The sequence below is a fragment of the Streptomyces sp. H39-C1 genome (genome assembly GCF_027158125.1).
GTDB classification, from domain to species: domain Bacteria; phylum Actinomycetota; class Actinomycetes; order Streptomycetales; family Streptomycetaceae; genus Actinacidiphila; species Actinacidiphila fildesensis.
The window spans coordinates 98,803-120,250 of record NZ_JAPVLS010000021.1; the positions used below are offsets into that span (position 1 = coordinate 98,803).

19 protein-coding genes and 1 pseudogene are annotated in these 21,448 nt (G+C 73.3%); 5 read left to right on the plus strand and 15 right to left on the minus strand.

The genetic code is table 11. The annotated features are described in order from the left end of the window. Positions 1–5 precede the first annotated feature (5 nt). From O3W51_RS16595 to O3W51_RS16605, 3 genes are all read right to left on the minus strand, one after another. The gene (locus tag O3W51_RS16595; RefSeq protein WP_138356855.1) at positions 6–611 is read right to left on the minus strand and encodes a response regulator transcription factor; all 606 of its coding nucleotides are present in this window, start codon (positions 609–611) and stop codon (positions 6–8) included. Between the two features lie 147 nt (positions 612–758). Continuing rightward, a complete protein-coding gene (locus O3W51_RS16600) occupies positions 759–2,516 on the minus strand; it encodes a fatty acyl-AMP ligase (RefSeq protein WP_232485765.1) in 1,758 nt (585 codons plus the stop codon). Between the two features lie 76 nt (positions 2,517–2,592). Next, complete coding sequence (locus O3W51_RS16605; protein ID WP_138356856.1) at positions 2,593–2,889, minus strand: DUF6059 family protein; 297 nt, start codon at positions 2,887–2,889, stop codon at positions 2,593–2,595. 209 nt (positions 2,890–3,098) lie between these two features. On the opposite strand from O3W51_RS16605, the gene O3W51_RS16610 reads away from it, so the two are divergent. Beyond that, positions 3,099–4,268 (plus strand): cytochrome P450, encoded by a 1,170-nt coding sequence (locus O3W51_RS16610; protein ID WP_269286398.1) that lies wholly within the window; start codon positions 3,099–3,101, stop codon positions 4,266–4,268. Here the strand turns inward: O3W51_RS16610 and O3W51_RS16615 are convergent. The 11 genes from O3W51_RS16615 to O3W51_RS16665 are packed head-to-tail and all read right to left on the minus strand — an operon-like array spanning position 4,258 to position 17,130. Next, the gene (locus O3W51_RS16615) at positions 4,258–4,740 is read right to left on the minus strand and encodes a DUF4260 family protein (RefSeq protein WP_198358522.1); all 483 of its coding nucleotides are present in this window, start codon (positions 4,738–4,740) and stop codon (positions 4,258–4,260) included. The genes O3W51_RS16610 and O3W51_RS16615 overlap by 11 nt on opposite strands. Next, the gene (locus O3W51_RS16620; protein WP_138354158.1) at positions 4,740–5,816 is read right to left on the minus strand and encodes an alpha/beta hydrolase; all 1,077 of its coding nucleotides are present in this window, start codon (positions 5,814–5,816) and stop codon (positions 4,740–4,742) included. Before O3W51_RS16620 ends, O3W51_RS16615 begins: the two co-directional genes overlap by 1 nt. Continuing rightward, on the minus strand, positions 5,813–7,087 hold the full coding sequence (locus tag O3W51_RS16625; protein ID WP_138354159.1) for an FAD-dependent monooxygenase: 1,275 nt from the start codon (positions 7,085–7,087) through the stop codon (positions 5,813–5,815). Before O3W51_RS16625 ends, O3W51_RS16620 begins: the two co-directional genes overlap by 4 nt. Next, positions 7,084–7,911 carry a 4'-phosphopantetheinyl transferase family protein gene (locus tag O3W51_RS16630; protein ID WP_244809605.1) on the minus strand — a complete coding sequence of 276 codons (828 nt, stop codon included), beginning with the start codon at positions 7,909–7,911 and terminating at the stop codon, positions 7,084–7,086. Before O3W51_RS16630 ends, O3W51_RS16625 begins: the two co-directional genes overlap by 4 nt. Further along, complete coding sequence (locus tag O3W51_RS16635; protein ID WP_203673877.1) at positions 7,904–8,815, minus strand: 2-oxo acid dehydrogenase subunit E2; 912 nt, start codon at positions 8,813–8,815, stop codon at positions 7,904–7,906. The genes O3W51_RS16630 and O3W51_RS16635 overlap by 8 nt, the downstream gene beginning before the upstream one ends. After that, complete coding sequence (locus tag O3W51_RS16640) at positions 8,812–9,039, minus strand: phosphopantetheine-binding protein (RefSeq protein ID WP_138354161.1); 228 nt, start codon at positions 9,037–9,039, stop codon at positions 8,812–8,814. Before O3W51_RS16640 ends, O3W51_RS16635 begins: the two co-directional genes overlap by 4 nt. A 37-nt stretch (positions 9,040–9,076) precedes the next feature. Then, a complete protein-coding gene (locus O3W51_RS16645; protein ID WP_138354162.1) occupies positions 9,077–10,105 on the minus strand; it encodes a 3-oxoacyl-ACP synthase III family protein in 1,029 nt (342 codons plus the stop codon). Positions 10,106–10,134: 29 nt separating this feature from the next. Then, positions 10,135–13,086, minus strand: a complete 2,952-nt coding sequence (locus tag O3W51_RS16650) for a type I polyketide synthase (RefSeq protein ID WP_138354163.1) — start codon at positions 13,084–13,086, stop codon at positions 10,135–10,137. Then, positions 13,083–13,484, minus strand: coding sequence for an acyl carrier protein (locus O3W51_RS48475; protein WP_138354164.1), 402 nt, complete (start codon positions 13,482–13,484; stop codon positions 13,083–13,085). Before O3W51_RS48475 ends, O3W51_RS16650 begins: the two co-directional genes overlap by 4 nt. A 29-nt stretch (positions 13,485–13,513) precedes the next feature. Next, positions 13,514–15,322: an acyl-CoA dehydrogenase gene (locus tag O3W51_RS16660; RefSeq protein ID WP_138354165.1), complete on the minus strand. Its 1,809-nt coding sequence runs from the start codon at positions 15,320–15,322 to the stop codon at positions 13,514–13,516. After that, positions 15,316–17,130 (minus strand): acyl-CoA dehydrogenase family protein, encoded by a 1,815-nt coding sequence (locus O3W51_RS16665; RefSeq protein ID WP_138354166.1) that lies wholly within the window; start codon positions 17,128–17,130, stop codon positions 15,316–15,318. The genes O3W51_RS16660 and O3W51_RS16665 overlap by 7 nt, the downstream gene beginning before the upstream one ends. Positions 17,131–17,441: 311 nt before the next feature. On the opposite strand from O3W51_RS16665, the gene O3W51_RS16670 reads away from it, so the two are divergent. Then, positions 17,442–18,308, plus strand: a complete 867-nt coding sequence (locus O3W51_RS16670) for a nuclease (RefSeq protein ID WP_269286412.1) — start codon at positions 17,442–17,444, stop codon at positions 18,306–18,308. 83 nt (positions 18,309–18,391) lie between these two features. On the opposite strand, the gene O3W51_RS16675 is transcribed toward O3W51_RS16670, so the two are convergent. Further along, entirely contained in the window at positions 18,392–18,607 is a 216-nt protein-coding gene (locus O3W51_RS16675; protein ID WP_138354168.1) for a hypothetical protein, read from the minus strand. Between the two features lie 110 nt (positions 18,608–18,717). Here O3W51_RS16675 and trxA point away from each other — a divergent pair, with 110 nt between their 5' ends. The 3 genes and pseudogenes from trxA to O3W51_RS16690 form a co-directional block, all read left to right on the plus strand. Further along, on the plus strand, positions 18,718–19,086 hold the full coding sequence (gene trxA / locus O3W51_RS16680; protein WP_138354169.1) for a thioredoxin: 369 nt from the start codon (positions 18,718–18,720) through the stop codon (positions 19,084–19,086). 108 nt (positions 19,087–19,194) lie between these two features. Further along, positions 19,195–20,925, plus strand: a complete 1,731-nt coding sequence (locus tag O3W51_RS16685) for an AMP-binding protein (protein ID WP_138354170.1) — start codon at positions 19,195–19,197, stop codon at positions 20,923–20,925. A gap of 52 nt (positions 20,926–20,977) precedes the next feature. After that, positions 20,978–21,448, plus strand: a pseudogene (locus O3W51_RS16690) (bifunctional 3'-5' exonuclease/DNA polymerase); the annotation flags it as partial.

Consider the following 21,448-nt stretch of genomic DNA (forward strand, 5'->3'; position numbering starts at 1 on the left):
GGCCGTTACAGCCAACCGGCGTCGCGGGCGATCCTGATGGCGTCGACCTTGTTACGCGCGTTGAGCTTGGCGAGAATCGTCGTCAGATAGTTGCGGACCGTGCCGACCGACAGGAACAGCCGGGCGGCTATTTCCACCGCCTCCGCACCGTTGGCGGTGAGCCGGAGGACTTCGACCTCCCGCCGGGTGAGCGGGTTCTCGCCGGTGTCCCAGGCGGCCAGGGCCAGTTGGGAGTCGATCACCCGCTCTCCGGCGCGCACGCTGCGGATCGCCTGGGCCAGTTTGGCCGGCGGCGCGTCCTTGAGGATGAAACCGGAGACATGCGCGTCCAGGGCCCGGCGGAGGTTGCCGGGTCTGCCGAGGCTCGTGAGGATCAACGTCCGGCACGACGGCATCTGCTCATGCAGGTCCGCGGCGGCGGTCAGACCGTCGATGCCCGGCAGGTCGATGTCGATCACTGCCACATCGGGGCGTGTCCGAACGGAGGTGGGCACGATCTCGTCCCCGGACTCGACCTCCGCGATGACCTTGATGTCGACCTCGAGGTTCAGCAGGGCGACCAGCGCACCGCGGACCATGTGCATGTCCTCCGCGAGGAGAACGTGAATCATGCGTCGCGCCTCCCGGCTCCCAACTGCCAACTTCCGGGTCACAGGATCGCAGATTCAGCCACGTTAGGCATACGGATGAGCAGATTACGTGAACGGCCGATACCAATGGTCGCAGGAAACGACCTCCGGCCCGGTCCTGAGCCGGTCCTACCCGTGCCGCACCAGACGTTTGAGGTCCGGGTCGACGACCTCGTGCAGGGGGCGGAGCCGGTCGGTGAGGAACAGCTGGCGCATGGCGGCGCGTTGCAGCTTTCCGCTGGTGGTCCGGCGGACCGTCCCGGGCCGGACCAGCACCACGTTCCGCACCGGCATCGCGAACTCCCGCGACACGCTCTGCTGGACCGCCGACACCAGGCCGGGCAGATCCGCGTCGAAGGTGCGCCCTGACCTCACCTCCTGGACGACCACCACATGCTCGCGGTCGGAGTCGACGGCGAAGACCACCGTCGAGCTGAACAGGGCGCTCACCCGCTGCACGGTGCGCTCCACGTCCTGCGGGTACAGATTGCGCCCGGCGACGATCATGACGTCCTTCAGCCGGCCGGTGACGAACAGCTCGCCGTCCCGCACCACTCCGAGGTCTCCGGTGCGCAGGAAGCCGCTCTCACCGGTCGAGGTGACCGCCTGGAATGAGTACGCGGTCTCCGCCGGCCGGTTCCAGTACCCCTGGGCGACGCTGTCGCCACGGATCCAGATCTCGCCTATCGCCCCGGGCATCTTCACCCGGCCGCTCTCCGGGTCGACGATCCGCAGGTCGAAGTCCCGGACCAGACCGGAGCCGACGAGGGTGCGGACGGACCGGCCGGGCATGGGGTCCTCCAGCCGGTGCCGCTCCAGCGCGCCGGCGTCCACCGGCAGTTGGGGCGCCCGGCTGCCGGGGATGCCGCCGGACACCAGCAGCGTCGCCTCCGCCATGCCGTAGCAGGGGTAGAGCGCGGAAGGGTCGAGACCGGCGGGCTTGAACTTCTCGGCGAAGGCGCACAGCGTCTCCGCCCGCACCGGCTCGGCCCCGTTGACGGCGTTCTCCCAGCGGGAGAGGTCCAGTTCGGCGACCTGCTCGTCGGTGACGCGCTGTACGCACAGCTCATAGGCGAAGTTGGGGCCCCCGCCGGTGGTGATCCCGTACTCCGAGACCATCTGCAGCCAGCGCACCGGACGCCGTACGAAGCTCATCGCCGGCATGATCACGCCCTGCGCGCCCAGCCACAGCGGGTGCAGCAGATGGCCGACCAGGCCCATGTCGTGGTGGAAGGGCAGCCAGCCGCCGATCCTGGACCGGGCCCCGGTGCCCATCGCCCGCTGGATCGCCCGCTGGTTGGCGAGCAGATTGCGGTGCGAGATCATCACGCCCTTGGGCTCGCTGGTGGAGCCCGAGGTGTACTGCAGGAAGGCGAGGTCGTCCAGCGAGAGGTCCGGGCGCCGCCAGTCGTCCGGGTCGGCCGGCGCGATGGCGTCGGCGGGCAGCGCGTCGGTCGCCAGGCACACCACGTCGCCGTGGCCGGCCTCGGCCAGCAGCTGGGAGATGACCGGCGCGTGCCGGGAGTCGGTGAGGGCGAACGACGCGGCGGAGTCCTTCACGATGCCGGCCACGCGTTCGATGTGCCGGCGGGTGCCGCCGGGTGGCGGGGCGGGCACCGCGACCGCTCCGGCGTACAGACAGCCGAGGAAGCAGGCGATGAACAGCGGACCCTGGTCCTGGAGTATCAACACCCGCTTACCGGCCGCGTTGTGGTCCTGCAGCCAGGCGCCCAGCCGCCGGGCCTCCCGGTCGAGGCGGCCGTAGGTGATCCGGTCGACGGTCGCGGCCCCGTCGCGTCCCTCCCCGGTGAAGGCGAAGGCCTCTTGGCCGGTCCGCGCCTGCGCTTGCTGCCGCACTAATTCTGCGAAGTCCGCTTGTCCAGACAAGGCTGCTCCCCCGTTGGCGTCGCCGTACGGGGTCAGAATGAGCTCGTCGCCTCAAACCCGCCTTGAACCTGAGTGGTCAGGGGCGTTCGAACTCGTGGACAAGGCCCAGCTGGCGGGCGGCTTCCCGTTCGAAGGCACTCAGCGGGACGTCCGGACGGACCGTCTCCGGGTGCCCGTCGGCAGGGCCCGCGTAGCCGGCGATCGGGTCTGCGTAGTCGTGGCCCGGCTTACGCTGCTGCCGTCCCAGCCCCGCGGTCCGGCCCGACGGGTAGAGGTACGGGGTGATGGGCACGTAGAACGTCCCGTAGGTCACCAACGCCCGGTAGACCGGGCCCAGGAAGTAGGTGACAGACCACTTGGCGAGCTGGCTCATCTAAGGCCTCCGTGGGATTCCGCGCCTCCGTCCGGCGCTGCGTCCATGGTGTCCGCAGCCGCTCAAGGACGACTCCAGCACGAGTCATGGAAGTTCTGATCCGGTTCCACCGGATCTCCTTGACGGGACGTCGACCGGATCACGAGCCCGGCGGCGGACGCTCGGCCGGGGCGCGCTCCGGCGCTCCACCGCCCCCGAGGAGTGTCACTGTGACCACCTACCCGCCGCCCCGGCCGTCCGCGACGCAGGTGCCACCGGCCTACGAGGAACTCCGCGCGGGCTGCCCGGTCGCCCGGGTCACCCTGCCCAGTGGCGACCCGGGATATCTGGTGAGCCGCTACGAGGATGTCCGTGAAGTGCTCGGCGGCGCCGACTTCAGCCGAGCGGCCACCGTCCTCCCGGAGGCGCCGAAACTGACCGCGATGCCGTTCGACGCCGGCGGTCTGTTCACCCTGGACCCGCCCGAGCACACCCGTCTGCGGGCCCTGGTCACCGCCGAGTTCACCGCGGGCCGGGTGCGCGCGCTGCGGCCGCGGATCGAGCAGGCCGCCGAGCGGCTCGTCGACGAGATGATCACCGCGGGCGAGGGCGTCGACCTCATCGGCGCCTACGCGTTCCCGCTGCCCGCCTTCGTCATCTGCGAACTGCTGGGGGTGCCCTACGAGGACCGGGACCGCTTCCGCGGCTGGTCCGACGCGCTGCTGTCGCTCACCGCGCACTCCCCCGAGGTGATGCGGGCCAACCGCGACGAACTGGTGGGGTATCTCGCGGACCTGGTCGGCGCCAAGCGCCTCGAGCCCGGCGACGATCTGCTCAGCGCGCTGGTGCAGGCGCACGACGAGCACGGCAGCCTCAGTCATCTGGAACTCCTCACGATGGCGATGACGCTGCTGGTCGCGGGGCACGAGACGACCGCCGGAATGATCGGCACCTGCGCGTTCACCCTGCTGCGCGAGCCGGACGGCTTCGCGGCGCTGCTGCACCGGCCCGCCTCCGTGGTGGAGGAACTGCTCCGCTACAACCCGATGGGCGACGGCGGCCCGCTGCGCGTGACGCTGCGGGACACCGAGGTCGCGGGCGTGCCGATCCCCGCCAACAGCGCCGTCATCGCGTCGATCTGCTCCGCCAACCGCGACGAGCGGGTCTTCCCGGACGCGGACAGCCTCCACCCCGGCCGGCCCGGCCCGTCGCATCTGGCGTTCGGTCACGGTGTGCACCACTGCCTGGGCGCGCCGCTGGCCCGCGCCGAACTGGAGATCGCGCTGACGACGCTGGCCCGCGCGCTGCCGAAGCTGCGGCTGGCCGTTCCCGAGCAGGACATCACGATGCACACCGGACTGCTGGTGAACCGGCTGACGGCGCTGCCGGTCACCTGGTGACGTAGCCGGCCGCGTCCCGCGGTCCGTAACCGCAGGCGCGGTCCCAGCCGATGTGCCCGAGCCAGGCGAGGCCCGCGACGGCGAGGCGGCGGCGCCCGGTGAGCGCCGCCGCCGTCAGCAGGACGGCCGGGACCGCGGGCGAGTGCAGCACGTTGTACGGGCGCACCGCGTAGGACGGCATCCGGTGCCAGGTGGGCGCTCCGGCGATGCCGAGCAGCAGGGCGGTGTCCGGCGCCACCGCGCAGAACCACAGCACCTTGTCGTGTCTCCCGCCCAGCGCCACCGCGCCGCCCAGCGCGCCCAGGCCCACTGCCAGGCTCACCGCGCGCCCGACGGGGTGGCGGTGCGCCCAGGTGGCCGGAGCGCCGCTCCAGCGGGCCGTGGCGGGGGCCGACGGCGGGGCCGGGGGCCGGCCCCGCGAGGCGGTGTGCGTGACCGGCGGGGCGGTTGCGCCGCGGGGGTTCAGGGTCATCAGGCGGCTTCCGGTACCGCGCCGGGCGTCGCCGGCGCGGCGGCGGCGAGCGCGGCCCCCAGCAGCAGCCCGCGGGTGTGGTCGAGGTGGGCGGGCGCGCCGTGCACGTCGTCGAGGACCGTCACCTCGCCCGGGACGGCCGCTCTGCGGAGCACGGCGGCCTCGCCCAGCGGCACGATCTCGTCGCGCAGCGCGGCGATGTAGTGGACGGGGATCCGCAGCGCGCCGAGCTCCTCGTCGGTGAGGCCCCAGCCGCGGGTGTACCCGAAGACGAGGGACGGCGGGACGCCGGTGGTGTGGGCCAGCGCGGCGAGGGTGGTGCGGGGCACCTGGCGCTGCCAGGCCTCGTCCTCGAAGAAGAGCCGCAGCGGGGCGCCGACGGTGGCCACACAGGCCAGCCGGGAGTCCACCAGGGCGCAGCGCAGCGCGAGATGGCCGCCGAAGCTAAGGGCGATGGCGGCGGTGCGGCTGACATCGGCCCGGCCCGAGAGCGCGTCAAGGATCGCGGAGAGCATCCGGGGCGAACGCGGCCCGTACGGCACGGTGTTCTCGCCCACGCCGGGCAGTTCGGTGACGGCGAGCGCGACACCGAACGCCTCGGCGTGCACCAGCAGCGGCGCCCACTGCTCCTTGACGCTGACGATGCCACCCATGACGACGATCAGCGGTTTCGGGTCGGTGGCCGACAGCCCGGCGGTCCAGCAGACGGCGGTGCCGTCCTCCAGCGGGACCTCCAACCGCTCGATGCCCGCGCCCTGTTCCGCCCGCCAGGTGTCGAACGCGGCGACGCAGCGGCGCTGGGCTTCCTGGCGGGGCGCGTCCCCGGGGTACGGGAAGCGGGCCATGGCGTAGTGGCGGGAGGCCTCCAGGTGCAGTCCCTGGCCGGTGAGCCGGTCGCCCTCCGCGCTCCAGACGCGTCCCCAGGAGCGCGGACGGTCGCCCCACGGCTCGGTGATCCGGGCCAGCAGCTCCTGGGCGGCGCCGGGTTCGATGCCCTGGGCCTGTGCGTGCAGCAGGGACAGCCCGCGCAGTTCCTCCAGGCCGATGGCGTCGTCGGCACCGAGCCGTGTGGTCATGTCCGCGCCTCCTGCTCGTGCTCGTCGTGGTCCTCACGCCGTGCGCCGCGGGCCCGCTCGGCCCGCTGGTCGGCGAAGTACGCCGGCTCCAGCATCCGGGCACGCAGCCGGGCGGAGCGGTCGAGCGCCCGGTAGACGCCGCGGCGCACCGCCACGGCGGCCGGGGCCGACCAGGTGAAGATCCGCTCCTGGCGCAGTTGCAGCCGCCGGGAGCGGGCCACCTCGCGGGACCGCTGTCGCTGGAACTGTCCCGTGGCGCGGTCGAGTCCGGCTGGTTCCCCGCTGTGGAGCGCCGCGGCGGCGAGCGGCGCGAGGGCCGTCGCGTCGGCGAGGGCGTGGTTGACGCCCTGCCCGAGGACCGGCGACAGGGTGTGCGCGGCGTCTCCGATCAGCACGATGCCCGGCGCCGACCAATGCGGCACGGTGGTGCTGAAGATGTCCAGCAGCGCGGTGTCGGACCAGTCCCGCAGCGTCTGCCGGGCGGGCTCCGCCAGTTCGGGGGCCAGCTCGCCGAGCCGTTCGTGCAACGCGTCCAGCCCTGATCTGCGCAGTTCGCGCAGGCCGCCCTTGGGGATGTTGAGGCCCACCCGGACAGTGCCGCCGGAGTCGGGGAGCAGCAGGGCGTGCCGGTCGCCGCGGATCCGGATCCGGTAGGCCGCGTCCGTCCACTCGACGGGGCGCGGCAGCCGCATCCAGATCACGTCCCGGTCCAGCGGCCGTACCCGGGCGTCGAGTTCGGCGAGTTTGCGGATCCTGCCGTAGCGGCCGTCCGCGCCGACGGTGAGCCGGGCGCGGATCTCGCACTCCACCCCGCCGGGCCCGGCGGCCCGCACACCGGTGATCCGTCCGTCCGCGGACAGCAGGCCCTTGGCGGTCCAGCCGCGCAGCATCCGGAAGCCGTCCTGGCACCGCGCCGCGGCCTCGATCTCCGCGAGCAGCAGGGACTGCGGGATCTCCAGCGGGAAACGGTACGGATAGGGGAAGGACTCGAAGCCGACGTCGAGTACGGTCCTGCCGCCGTCGGCGACCTCCAGCCGGCGCACCGGCAGGGCGATGGCGCGCAATTGTTCCAGGACGCCGCAGCGGTCCAGCAGCCGGACGCCGTCCGGGGACAGCGACTCGCCGCGGAAGTCGCGGCGGCCGCCGGCGGAGCGTTCCAGCACGGTCGTGCGCACCCCGAGCCGTACCAGTGCGAGGGCCAGCGCGAGTCCGGCCGGCCCGCCGCCGACCACGACCACGTCGGTCCCGGCGGGCGGCGGGGCGGCGGTCATGCCGCCACTCCGGCTCCGGTCAGCGGCACGTCGGTCGCGGCGGTGGCCTCGGCGGCCGGCTGCGGCGCCTCGGCCGGCTGGTGCAGCAGCGCGGTGACCAGGCCCTCGTCGAGCATGGTGCCGGCCCGGGTGTCGTCGGTGTCGCCGAAGCCCGCGTCGTACAGCGCCCAGCTGGCGGTGTAGCGGCCTTCGACGCGGCAGGTGCCGAACGCCCACTCCTCACCGGTGCCGGGCGAGCCGTCCGGTCTGAGCACTTGGACGGGATGCCCGCTGGGGCCGAAGCCGAACTCGTTGAACCGGAACCGCATGCCCTGGCCGATGGCCTTGCTGTACGCCTCCTTCAGCGTCCACAGCCGCACCATCTCCTGGTTGCGGTCGCTCTCCCTGACCTGGGACAGCATGGTGCGCTCGTACGGGGTGCACACCTGCCGTTCGATGCCGGAGACCAGCATGGAGCGGTCCTCCAGCTCGGCGTCCACGCCGATCCAGCCGCGCCGGGTGATGCCGACCAGCAGCAGTTCCTCGGTGTGGCTGAGGCTGATGTCGATCTGGTCGCAGCCGCGCAGGTACGGGCGGCCACCGGGCTTGTAGGCCAGCTCCACGGTGGCCGGCGGGGCCTGGATCGCCTGCGCCGCCACGTGTTTGAGCAGCAGCCGGGAGGCGGCGAAGCGCTCCCGCACATGGTGGTGGCGCATCGCCTGGTAGCGGTGCCAGTCCCGTCCGAGGACCGGGCGCAGCTCCGGGTCGTCGAGGTTCTCGGGCACCCAGTCCGACAGCAGGGCGTGGACCATGACGCTGCCACGCTCGTCCAGCGCCTCAACCACGCGGTGCCACGGGCCTTCCGGACTGGTCACCCTGATGGGCCGGCCGATCACCGGAACGGCGTTGGGGGGCGTCCCACCCCCCGGGAAGAGCGGCATCGCATGCCTCCAGGAGTAGTGCCAGGTCGTCCAGTACGTCGGCGGCCGCCGCGCCGTCGAGCACGCGGTGGTCGAAGGTCAGACCCAGGCGCAGCACCGGCGCCACGGCGACTCGCGTCGCACGGGCCACCGGAACCTCGGCGATCCGGCCCGCGGTCAGGGTGACCGCGGTACCACCGTAGGAGTGGAAGGTGTCCACCCTGCGGTGGCCGAGAGAGCTGACCGCCACGGTCCCGAGCAGTTCGGCCCGGCGGGCCCCGCTGCTCACGGCCGTCCGGAAGGCGAGGTGCCCGAGCGGCGGGGGCAGCCGGCCGAGCCGGCGCACCCCCTCCGCTCCCGGCAGGTCCTCGGCGGCTCCGTTCCGGTAGCGGTCGACGAGTTGCTGGATTCCGGCCAGGTCCAGCCGGTCCACGTCGGGCAGCACCGCCACGCGCACCGCGCGCCGGCCCTCGTCGGCGGTTCCGCTGTCGATGGCCAGCTTCGCGTGCACCCGTTCGTAGCGCAGGGTGCGCGGCACGATACCGCCGGCCGTCGTCGCGTTGGCCTCCGGGTGGTCGGCCAGTACCCGGCCGGCGGCGTACAGCAGATAGCTCACCACGGAGTACCTGCGGCCCTCGGCACGGGCCGCGGCCCGGTGTGCCTGGACGCCGGTCATGTCGATGTCGGCGCCCAGGTGCACGGGGGCCGCGGCACGGGCCCACCGCAGGAAGTACCGGGTGTGGCGGCGGGCCCGGTCGGACCGCGCGGTGTCCTGACGTGCCGTGGTCCGGCCTGTCCCGGCCTGACCCGACGCGGCCTGGGGCGTCACAGCCCCACCGCCAGCGCGTGGATCTCGGCGAGGGTGCCCGCCGTGACGACCTCGGCGACCGGCAGCGGCCGCCCGGCCTCCTCCTCCAGTACCGCGACGAGCCGGAACAGCAGTAGCGAGTCCCAGCCCGGGAGCGCGTCCAGGGGCGACCCGGCGTCCTCCGGGCGCAGGAACAGGCCCAGTTCCTGGTTGAGCAGGGTGATCATGTCCTCGACTCCTGTCACTGTGCCTCCTCCTTCATTCCGTTGTCCTGCACGGTCCTCATGACGCCTCCAGGGCGAAACCGGCCGAGATCCACCGACTGGACTCGACGCAGGCGCACAGCGCCCGCGCTCCTGGGGTCAGCAGGGGCAGCAGCTGTTCCAGCTGGCTCAGCACGAGGGCGTTACCGGTGTTTCCGGTGTCGGCCACGCAGGAGATCTCGACCGCCTTCTCCACCCCGAGCCCGGCGCGCAGCGCGGCGGTGATGCGCCGGGTCATCAGACCGCCGAGCTGCGGTGGCAGCAGGTAGCCCAGGTCGGGCGCCGACCAGCCGAGGGTGTCCAGCAGGTCGGCGCAGACCTGTTGGGCCAGTTCCGGGACCAGGAACTCGACGGCCTTGTAGTCCTCGGAGACCGGCGGCAGCGCGCTGTCGCGGTCGGCGGCGCCGTACCACTCGACGTGCTGGCCCGGTGGCTGGCCCGGCAGGGCCAGCCGGTTCCCGAGCCCGTGGAAGGCGGCGCTGCCGGGGGCCGGGGCGGCGCTCACCACGGCGGCGCCCGCGCCGTCGCCGAAGATCACGTAGTTGACGAGCTGGGCGGGCGGCATCCGGCGGAAGTCCTGCTCCAGGTCCAGGTGTTTGGCGCAGACGTCCCCGCCGAGGACCAGTCCGTACGGCCCGCCGGGCCCGGCGGGCTGCTGGGCGAGCAGCGCCTCGGCGAGGGTGAACGCCTGGACGGCGCCGGAGCAGCCCGACTGCAGCTGGTAGGCCGGGATGCCGGCGGCGCCCAGCCGGTCGGCGACGACGGCGGCCGTGGTGGGCATCAGGGAGTCCGGGGTCGCCGTGGCCAGCACCACGAAGGAGAGGTCGCGCACGGTCAGCCCGGCCCGCTCCAGGCTGCGGACGGCGGCCTGTTCGCACAGGTCGGCCAGCAGGCAGCCGACGCCGCCCGCGAGGTCCACGGCGAAGTGCCGGGTCCGGGTGCCGATGAACATCTCCACCCACTCGGCGGAGAGCCCGAGCCGCCCGGCCAGCACCTCGTTGCCGATCGCCGGGCCGGGCAGCGCGGTGGCAGCCGCGAGCAGGTGCATGCCGGGCTCCGAGGGCGGGCGCCGGGTCATCAGGCGGGGACCCTGGCGAGCTGCTCACGCAGGTAGCCGATGAGGGTCGTCACCGAGACCAGGCTCGACATCATCTCCGGGATCGACAGCTCGCCCAGCGCCGGTACCGCCTCCTCCAGCCGGTACTTGAGCTCCATGAACATCACCGAGTCGAAGCCCAGGTCGTCGTAGAACCGGTCGTCGTCGCGCAGGGTGCCCTCCTCGGCGCCGGTGATCCCGGCGACCGTCTCGCGCACCGCCTCGGCGAGCCCGCCGCCGTCGTGCTCGGGTGCCCGCGGGCCGGAGTCCGCGCGCACCAGCGACAGGACCGGGCTCCCCGGTTCGCCGGCCGGCGCCGCCGCGGGTCGGGGTGGCTCGTACCAGAACCGGGCCGAGGTATCGAAGCTCTGCGGCGCCAGCTGGGCGTGCACCTTGTCCTCGGGGCGGTAGAGAAGCTCCCAGCGGATGTCGACCCCGGCCGTGTAGAGCGCGGCCGCCGCCTCGGCCGCGGTCAGCGCGCCGCTGTGGGCGTCACGGACGACCGAGATCCCGGGCAGCCCGCTGCCTCCGGGCAGCCGCCGGGCAAGGGGCAGCAGGACGGGTTTGGGGCCGAGTTCGACGAGATGCGTGACGTCGGAGCCGAGCAGCGCGGCGGCGGCGTCGGCGAACCGGACGCTGCCGGTGATGTGTTCGCACCAGTAGTCGGCGTCGAGCGGGCGTCCGGCGAGCAGGCCGCCGCGGACGGTGGAGAAGAACGGAATGCGCGGCTCGCCCGCGGTGATCCCATCAGCCGTCGTGCGGAAGCCGGGCAGCACCGGCTCCATCAGGACCGAGTGGAAGGCGTGCGAGACCTTGAGCGGGGTGCAGCCGACGCCGCGCGCGGCGAGCTGTTCGCGGATCCTGGCGAGGCCCGCCAGATCGCCGGACAGCACGGACGCGGCAGCGCCGTTGGCGGCGCCCAGACCCACCAGCGGTTCGCCCGCGAGGACTTCGCGCAGGTCGTCGGGGTGCGCCCGCACGGCGAGCATCCCGCCGCCCTCGGGCAGCGCCTCCATGGCGGTGCCGCGGGCCGCGACGAGCGCCGCGGCGTCCTCCAGACCGAGCGCGCCCGCGGTGACGGCCGCCGCGAACTCGCCGATGCTGTGCCCGAGTACGGCGCCGGGCCGCACGCCCAGCTCCTCCAGGTAGCCGGCCAGCGCGTACTGCACGGCGAAGACGGCGGGCTGGGTCCAGCCGGTGCGGTGCACCCGCTCGTCACGGCCGAGCAGCAGCTCGGTGATCGAACCGCCGAGGTGCGGTTCCAGGGCCCGGGACGCCTCGTCGAGGTAGTGCCGGTAGAGCGGCGACTCGCGGTACAGCCGGCTCGTCATCCCGGGGTACTGGGCGCCCTGGCCGGTGAAGAGGAACGCCACCACCGGGGGTTCCGGCGGCTCCGGCACGCCCTCGCCCGCCTCCGCGGCGGCGTCCAGGGCGGCGGCGAGCCCGGCGGTGTCCTCGGCGGGGATCGCGATCCGGTACGCCATGCCGGTGCGGGTCAGGTTGCTGGTCCAGCACAGCGGAGTGACCGGCTCCTGGGCGCGGGCCGCGAGCGAGCGGGCCTGGACGACGAGATTGCGGCGCAGCGCCTCGGCCGTGGGCGCGGTCAGCGTGAACACCCCCGGGCTCTCACCGCTCTCACCGTTGTTGGTCTGCGGGGCGGCGATGGGGGCGGTCTGCCGGGGCGCGGAGGAGAGCACCACATGGGCGTTGCTGCCGCCCATGCCGAAGCTGGAGACGGCGGCGAGCATCTCGCCCTCGGGCAGCGGCAGCGGTTCGGTCAGCAGCCGCAGGCCGTGCGCCGCCAGGTCGAGTCCCGGGTGCTCGCCGCCCACGGTCCTGACCGGCGGGACCAGCCGGTGCTCCAGCGCCAGCACGGCCTTGATCAGGCCCGCGATACCCGCCGCGCCCTCGGCGTGGCCGATGTTGCCCTTCACCGAGCTGATCGCGCACGGCTCCGGCCGCAGCCCGCCGTACACGTCGCCGAGCGCGCGGGCCTCGATGAGGTCGCCGACCGGGGTGCCGGTGCCGTGCGCCTCGACCCAGCCGATCCGCTGCGGCTCGACCCCGGCCCGCTTGCAGGCGGCCTGGATGACCTCGCGCTGGGCGCGCCGGGACGGGGCCATGATGCCGTTGCTGCGGCCGTCCTGGTTGACGGCGCTGCCCAGCAGCAGCGCGCGGACCGGACGGCCCTCGTCGCGGGCGCCCTCCAGTCGCTGCAGGACGACGGCGCCGACGCCCTCGGCCCGGCCGATGCCGTTGGCCTGCGCGCCGAAGGGTTTGCAGCGGCCGTCCGGGGCGGCGAGCCCGGACTGGCCGTAGATCTCGTCCAGGACGTCGGACATCACCAGGTTGACCCCGCAGGCCAGGGCGATGTCGCATTCGCCGGACAGCAGCGCGCCCATCGCGAGGTGCACGGCGATCAGCGCGGACGAGCAGGCGGAGTCGACGGTGAGGCTCGGACCGCGCAGATCCAGCTGGTACGAGAGCCGGTTGGCGAGGATCGCCCGGCCGGCGCCCGTGCCGGTGCGCGGGGTGATCGCCGCGTCGTCGGCCAGCCGCAGCCGGGACCAGTCGTCGGCCATGGCGCCCACGTAGATCCCGGTGCCGCTGCCGGCCAGGTCCCTGGGGTTGATGCCGGCGTCCTCCAGGGCGCGCCAGGCGGTCTGCAGCAGCAGTCGCTGCTGCGGGTCCATGGCGGCGGCCTCGGCGCGGCCGATGCCGAAGAAGGCGTGGTCGAACGCGTCGGCGTCGTCGATGAATCCGCCGTCGGGCCGGGCCGCGGGCACACTCGCCCGCCGGGTGTCCCCGACCCGGCGGGAGGCGGGTCTCGGCCCGACCCCGTCGGCTCCGGCGGCGAGCAGGTCCCAGTACGCCCCCGGGTCGGGGGCCCCTGGGAAGCGGCAGTCCAGGCCGAGAACGGCGATCGGGTTCACCGCGGTCCACCTCCCGGGGTGTTCCGCGTCCAGCCCGCCGTCCCGGGGGTGTCGCGGGGGTCGCTCGGGTCGCCGCCCGCCTGGTTCCCGCCGATCGGTTCGCCGTAAGGGGCCTGCGTCAGCGGGCCGGTGGCGCTGCGGGCGGACTCGGAGGCCAGATAGCGGGCGAGGGACTGCACCGTGGGGTGGTCCCAGGCCACCGTCGGCTCCAGGTAGAGCCCGAATCCGTCCTCGATGTCACCGAAGATGCTCAGCGCGGCCACCGAGTCGATGCCGTACTCCGCGAAGGGCACGCTGATGTCGATGTCCGCCGGGGGGCGCCGCAGGTACTGGCCGAGCTTCTCCAGGAGCCACCCGCGAAACTCCCGCTCCTGGACAGCGCTGCCGGGAACCACCATGTCCGACTCCTCTTGTGTCTCGGTGCCGCTCAACCGGCCAGGGGGCTGTCGTAGAGGTCGTAGCTGCGTTCGCCGTGGTAGCGGTCGAGGACCTCGCCGAGCAGCCAGTCCACCTCGTCCCGGGTGCGTTCCGGGACGGGCAGCCCCAGCCGCCGGGCGATCCGGGCGAGCGCGGCCGTCGGCCAGGCCGGGTCGGCCAGGAACGGCGAGCCGCCCCCCAGTTGTTCGCGCCATACGTTGAGGACGGCGGATCCCGCGAGCACCAGGGCGTACCGGTCGGCGAGCGCGTAGGCGTGCGGGCTGGCCAGTACGGTGCGGTCCTCGGGCGGCATCTCCGTGCACTCGCCCTGCAGTTCGCGCAGTTCCTCGACGAGCGAGCGGACGAGTTCGATCAGTGCGGCCGCGTCGGTCCCCCCGCTGCCGGTGGCCCGCAGCCAGTCGTACCCGGTCACCAGGGAGGCGGCGAGCGCGTCACCGTCCGCCGCGAGCGACAGCCGGCTCGTGTCGAGCGGCGGCAGACCCTCCCAGCTGCGGAAGAGCGAGGCGGGGGCGGGTTCGCCGGCGAACCACGACTTGCGGGCCAGCCGCGGCAGTTGGGGAATGATCGTGGCCTGGCAGGCGGCGGTCCCGGCGTGTCCGAGGCTGGTCATCGGCAGGTCGCGTACGTGCTTCTGGAAGATGCCGTACTCGCCGTTGCGTACATAGAAGTTGGCGCCCAGCACGATCGAGAGGTCGTAGGTGGCGTCCTGCAGGAACTTGGGCACCAGGTACTTCACCACCGCCGCGTACACGCTGGTCTGGCCGGGCAGCAGATGGACCGCCCGGGTGGCGGCCAGCGCGAGGGAGTCGCAGATCAGCAGGTCGGTGAAGGCGCCCGCCACGGTGGACCGGGCGTGCGGGATCTCCAGTACCGAACGGCCGTACAGCTGCCGGTCGACGGCGAAGCCGACCACGGTGCGCAGCGCCGTGTCGGCGCCCGCCAGCACCATCGCGGGAATGGCGCTGCGGGTGATCTGGAAGGACCGCAGGGCGATCTCCACGCCTTCGCCGAGCCCGCCGACGAGCGCGTCGCCGGGCAGCGGGCAGTCACGGAAGTGGAAGCCGCCGATCTCGCAGCCCTTCACCCCGACCGTGCGGTAGCGCGGCAGATGCTCGAACCGGTCGGCGGGGAGCACGCTCTTGTCGACGAGCAGCACGGAGTGGCTGCGGGCGCCGGCCTCCTTCGCGGTGCGGCTGAACAGGACGAGGGCCTCGGCGCGCCCGGCGTTGTTGATCACTTCCTTGCGGCCGTCCAGCCGGAAGCCGGTGCCGTCGGGGAGCGCGGTGAACTCGTTGCGGACGAAGTCGTTGCCGTGTGCCAGCTCGTGGTAGGCGATGGCCAGCCGGCCGCCGCCCATCAGCAGGTCGGCGGTCCAGCGGCGCTGCTCGGGCGTACCGGCCGCCCACACCGCGACCGCGGCGAGGAAGGACGTCACTCCGTAGCCCAGCGCGAGTGAGGCGTCCCGGCGGAAGACCGGTCGCAGCACCCGGGCGAGGGTGTCCACCCGGGCGAGCCGCCCGCCGAGTTCCACCGGCACGAACTCGTGGTTGAGGCCGAAGCCGGTGAGCGCGTCCTCCGCGGAGGGGAGGAGTTCGCTGCGGTCGTCGGCGGCGAGCAACGCGTCGTGCCCGAAGGGGTTGTCCGGGTCGCGGGGGTCGCCGAGCAGTTGCTCCAGTTCGGCGACCCTGGCCTGGATGGCGACTTCCGCCGGGTCCACCGACCGGAGCCCGGCCGGCTGCGCCGGTCCGGCGTCCGGGACGGGGCCCGGCTGCGGGCGGGAGCTGTTGTCCTTCAGCATGATGGCGGTCCCTCGGCTATCGGGCAGGGCAGCAACGAGAAGAGACTGCCGTCCTGGTACTGCTGGGTCAGCTGTGTGTAGAGCCGCTCGAACAGCGGGTCCTCCGCGGCGCCCGCGGCCGGGCGCGCCTCCAGGCGGGCCAGCAGCCGGTTCAGTACGGCTTCGAGCCACAGACCGTCCTGCCAGAGCCCGCCGGTCCCGCCCGCCTCCGCCTCACGGTGGCTGTGCAGCCACAGTCCCAGGCAGGCGGCCCCGGCGAAGCAGAGCCCGTACTTGCGTGCGTCGGTAAAGCTCTCGGGTGACGCGGCCGCCACCGTTTCCATCCGGCGGGCGATCCTGCGGTGCAGCGCGTCGGCCGCCACCCGCAGTTCCGCGGCGCACCGGGCGGCGCCGCCGAGCGCGGGGTCGAGCAGCGCCGCGTCCGCCAGCCGGGTCACGGAGGCGGGCAGGGTGCCCAGGACGCTGCTGCCGTAGCGGGAGAGCAGGGTGAGCCGCTCGGGGTCGAACGGCGGCAGCGGCCGGCTCAGGTTGAACAGGGTGCCCAACCGCGGGCGGTGGTCCAGCGGCCCGAGGTAGTTGCGGGCCAGCGAACGGAACTGCGCCACCAACGAGTACTGGTTGACGAGGGTGTTGCCGTCGAAGATGCCGACGATGCGGTGGTCGCGGGCCACCTTCTGGAAGCTGCCGTGGGCGAACTCGCCCGACAGGAACGACCGTGCGCCCAGCAGGGATCCCAGCGAGGCGACCTGTCCGTCGATGATGGTCGGCACGAGGTACTTGGCGACGGCGGAGGTGACGCTCAGCTCGCTCGGCAGCGCGTGGATGCTGCGGGTCGCCACCGTGCTCAGCGCCTCGCAGACCAGCAGGTCGGCGTAAGCCTCGGCCAGGGTGCGCCGGGTGAGGGGGAGTTCGGTCAGCCGTCGGCCGTAGAGCACCCGCTCACTGGCGAACTCCATGGCCAGCCGCAGCGCGTGGTCGGCCGCGCCGAGCGACAGCGACGGGCAGAGCGTCCGGGTGAGCTGGAGCGACTTGAGGAGCAGCTCCGCACCGCCGCCGGCCCCGCCGACCACCGCCTCCGGGCCCACCACCGCGTCCTGGATGACGACGCCGCTGATGTCCGCCCCGCGGATGCCGTGGGTGGGCACCTTGGGCAGGCAGCGGTAGGTCTCCTCGGGCAGTTCCTCCTTGTCGAGGAGGAGCAGGGTGAAGCCGCGCGGGCCGCCGACGGGCGACGTTCGGGCGAGCAGGCTGAGCAGCCGGCCGCGGGTGGCGTTGTTGATCAGCCACTTCTCGCCGTTGACGCGGTAGCCGGGGCCGACCGGTTCCGCGGTGAGCTCGCCCGCCATGATGTCGCTGCCGTGGGTGCGCTCCGTCAGGCCGAGCGAGACGCGGGCACCCGCCTTGACCAGCGCACCGAGCCGGACCGCCGCCGCGTGGTCGCCTGAGACCCACACCGACACCGAGCCGAGGAAGGTCTTGCCGTGTCCGACGGCGACCGTCAGATCGCGCCGGGCCAGCATCCGGATGAGCTGCTGCAGGTCCTCGAAGCCGGTGAGCACCCCGCCGTAGTCGGCGGGCACGTAGTAGTCGGCGAGGCCCCAGGCGTCGAGGGCGGCGCACGCCTCGTCGGGGAACTCCTCGGCGTCGTCCAGCCGGACGGCTTCCTGGTAGGAGAAGACGGTGGCAGGGTCGCCCGGGTCCCCCAGCTCCCGGTCGAAGCGGGCCGCCAGCTCCCAGGACGAATGGCGCAGTTGCGGGACCGCCAGGGCGCCTTCCCCGGCACCGGCGCGCCGCAGGACCGTCACCATGGCCGCCGTCCCGGCTTGTGGAACGTCGCGCGTACGTTCACAGCAGGTTCCTTTCGGGTCACTCCGGGCGATGCGTCCGAGGATGTGTACCGGCCCTCGAATCCAGCTCAAGGGGGCGTCCACGCTGTGGGTTGATGAGAAGAATTCAGCCCGCCGTTACCGGCCGGTCCCCGGTGCCGCCGGGATTTCTGCGTCACGCTGGAGGGAAGGGAACCGCGCGGGACATCCACCGAGGATCCGCGGGCGGCCCGCGGCGGACAGCCGGCCGCGCCGACCGGGCGGATACGTGGACACGCTGAGGAGGCGTCGCCATGCCCATGCTCGTCATCGAGGGCACGTACCGGATCACCGGAGCCCGTCCCGACGGGGACTCCATCCGCTTCTACCCCACCGATCCGGCGCACTGGGACCTGGTGGAGGGCAAGCACCGGGTGCAGCGCAACGCGACGGGCGGCGCGCAGCTGCGGCTGGACGCGATCGACGCCCTGGAGACGCACTACATACCGGCGCACGGCCATGAACTGCACCAGCCGGCGCCGTACGCCGACCAGGCCGCCGGGGAGCTGCTGTCCTGGCTGGGCTTCACCGGGGTCACCCGCGACGGGCACGGCACCGTGAGCGCGGCGGAGCCGGCGCAGCTGCCCGGCTACCTCCTCAGCCGCGGCGCCGATCTGTACGGGCGGTGCGTGGCCCTGGTCGGCAAGGGCGCGGCGCCGGGCACCAGCGGGGAACGGATCCGGGTGGAGGCGGCGCTGCTGGAGGAGACGGCCAACTTCCACCAGTTCGCGGAGGGCCTGGCCTATCCGACGTACTACCGGAATCTGTACGTGGATCTGCGCCAGGCGCTGACCGCGGCGGTGGACGCGGCCCGGTCCAAGGGCGTCGGGCTGTGGTCGCTGGACGTCACCCAGTCAGGGGCGCGGATCGACGGCCTGGAGTCGATCACCTCGGAGGCCGTGATCATGCCGAAGCTGTTCCGTCGGCTGGCGGACTACCTGGCGCTGGGCGCGGGAGACCCGTCGCTGGCCGGGTTCGCCGCCTTCCTGGACCAGCGGGGCGACCGCGTGCTGATCGTGTCCCGCGGCCAGTACACCGGCTTCGAGACGGTGGTGGAGGTCTCGGGCCAGACGGTGCGGATGAACCGTCCGCCCGAGGACCTGGTCTTCGACGAGGGCTGAGGCGTCCCGGACCGCGGCAGGGCCGTTCGTGGCCGCTCTCCCGCCGTATCCCGACTGCGGCCGTCACATCCCGCTTCCGGTCGTCACACCCCCGTCAACCGCGGGATCCGTCCGACCAGCTCGGCCCACTCCGCGTCGATCTGCCCCGGTACCATCCGCCCGGCCGACCGCCACTGGTCGGCCAGGGCGGCGTACACCGGGACGTCCGAGCCGTGCGGAATCGTTCCACCCCGGGTGACGCGCCAGGCGGCTCCGTCGTTCGCACCGCCGCTGTCCCGGGCCCATTCCGTCGTTCCCATGACAGGACCAACGAGACCCACCCACTGATCGCCACTGCACCCGGTCACCCCATCACCCGGATGAGTGAAGTCGCCGGAATATCCGATCGGCACACCCCGTTATGCGCACCATGAGCACTGTCGAGCTGACCAAGGACAACTTCGACGAGGTCGTGACCAAGAACGATTTCGTCCTGATCGACTTCTGGGCCGCTTGGTGCGGCCCGTGCCGGATGTTCGCCCCGGTCTACGAGAAGGCCGCCGAGGCGAATCCGGACCTGGTCTTCGCGAAGGTGGACACCGAGGCGCAGCCGGAGCTGGCCGCCTCGTTCGACATCCAGTCGATCCCGACGCTGATGATCGTCCGCGACCGCGTCGCCGTCTTCGCCCAGCCCGGCGCGCTGCCGGCCGCGGCCCTGGACGATGTGATCGGCCAGGCGCGCGCGCTGGACATGGACGAGGTCCGCAAGTCCGTCGAGCAGGCTCAGCAGGGTTCCTGACGCAGCACCCCGACCGCTCGCACCGGCCCCCGCCGTCGATCGCCCCCTCCACATCTGACGACTAGTCAGTTATGGTGCCGCTTGCTGTCCAACGGACGGGAGGCGGCGATGGGGAGCACGCACACGGCGGGGGCCGCTCACACCCCGGACACCGGCTCCGCGGCCGGCACCACGGTCGCGGAGCTGGTGCGCGCGCGGTGGAAGGACCACCGGCCGGGCCTGAAGTACCGCGATCTGGTCCTCACCCACCACGAGACCGCCGCCGCGTCGGCGGCCCGCGCCGCGCTGCTGCGCGATCTGCTGCCGCCCGGAGCGCAGCCGCATGTCGGCGTCCTGCTGGACAACGTCCCCGAGTACCCCCTGTGGCTGGGCGCGGCCGCACTCGCCGGAGCCACCGTGGTCGGCGTCAACCCGACCCGGCGCGGCCCGGAACTGGCCCGCGACATCGCCCACACCGAATGCGCCCTGCTGGTCACCGAACGCGCCCACCTCCCGCTGCTCGACGGCCTCGACCTGGGACCGTCGCTCGCCCGCGACCGCGTCCTCGTCGTCGACGACCCCGCGTACGACGCGCTGCTCGCCCCGTACGCGGGCGCCGAGCCGGAACCCGCGCCGGAGGTCACGCCCGGGACCCGGATGCTGCTGTACTTCACCTCCGGCTCGACCGGCACCCCCAAAGCGGTGATCTGCTCCCAGGGCCGCCTCGCCCACGCCGGGCAGGCACTGGTCGACTTCCTGGGCGTGGTGCCCGAGGACGTCCACTACATCTGCATGCCGCTGTTCCACGGCAACGCCGTCATGGCCAACTGGGCCCCGGCACTGACCGGCGGGGCCGCAGTCGCCCTGACCCGGAAGTTCTCCGCCTCGGGGTTCCTGCCCGACATACGGGCCTACGGGGCCACGTACTTCACCTACGTCGGCCGCGCCGTGCAGTTCCTGCTCGCGACCCCCGAACGCCCCGACGACCGCGACCACCCACTGCGGCACGGCTTCGGCACCGAGGCCGGGGCCGTCGACGCCACCCGCTTCGCCGCCCGCTTCGGCGCCCCGCTCATCGAGGGGTACGGCTCCTCCGAGGGCGGCGCCGCCATCCAGCGCTCCCCCGGCACACCACCCGGCGCCATCGGCCGCGCCGCCCCGGGTGCGGATCTCGCCGTCGTGGACCCCGGCACCGGCCGGGAACGCCCGCCCGCGCGTTTCGACGCCGACGGCCGGCTGCTCAACGGCGACGAGGCGATCGGCGAGCTGGTCAACCGCGGCCGGAGCACGTTCGAGGGCTACTGGAAGAACGAGCAGGCCGTCGCCGACCGGCTGCGCGGCGACTGGTACTGGACCGGCGATCTGTTCTTCCGTGACGCCGAGGGCTTCTTCCACTTCGCCGGGCGCAGCGACGACCGGCTGCGCGTCGACAGCGAGAACCTGGCCGCCGCGGTCATCGAGAACATCCTGGCCCGCTTCCCGGACGCAGCCTCGGCCGCCGTCTACGCCGTCCCTGACCCGGTGGCGGGCGACCAGGTCATGGCGACCCTCGCCCTGCACGACGGCGCCGCCTTCGACCCGGCCGCGTTCGCCGCCTTCCTCGCCGCCCAGCCGGATCTGGGCACGAAGATGCCGCCGCGCTTCGTGCGCGTGACCGCGCGGATGCCGGTCACCGCCACCAACAAGGTCCACCGGGTCGGCCTGCGCCGCACCGGCTTCTCGTGCGCGGATCCGGTCTGGTGGTCCCCGCCGGACGCGGGCCCCTGCGGCGCGGCGTACCGGCCCTTCACCACGGCGGACCGGATGGCGCTGCTCGACGAGTACCGCGCCCAGCACCGCGACACGCTCCTGGACCGCTGACCGGCCGCCTTGCACACGGCCCGTTGTCAGTGCCCCGCTCTACGCTCGACCCGTGAGCACTCCTCTGCCCTCCGCGCCACGCGTCGCCGTCGCACCCGACCCCGTGGGGCACGGCGGGCGGCTGCTGGCGCTGGACGAGGAGGGCGTCCCGACCGGGTCCGCCGAGCGGGTGGCCGATCTCGCCGCGGCCATCGCCGCCCGCGAGGCGTCCGGCGGGCCGCGCTGGGTGTGGGCGGCGACCGAGGACCTGTACCCCCGGCTGCTCGACCGGCTGCCGGTACGGCCGGCCCGCTGCCACGATCTGAAACTCGTCGAAACGCTGCTGCTCGGCCGGGACGGCCGGCACGGACAGCCGCGCTCGCTCGGCGCCGCGTGGGCGCGGCTGAAGGATCTGCCGGTCCCCGAGGACGCCCGGGAGGGCGCGGCCGACGACCAGCCGGTGCTCTTCGCGGCCGACCGGCACCACCTGCCGCAGGACGCCGATCCGCTGACGGCCGTCGTCGCCGTGCACGCCGAGCAGCAG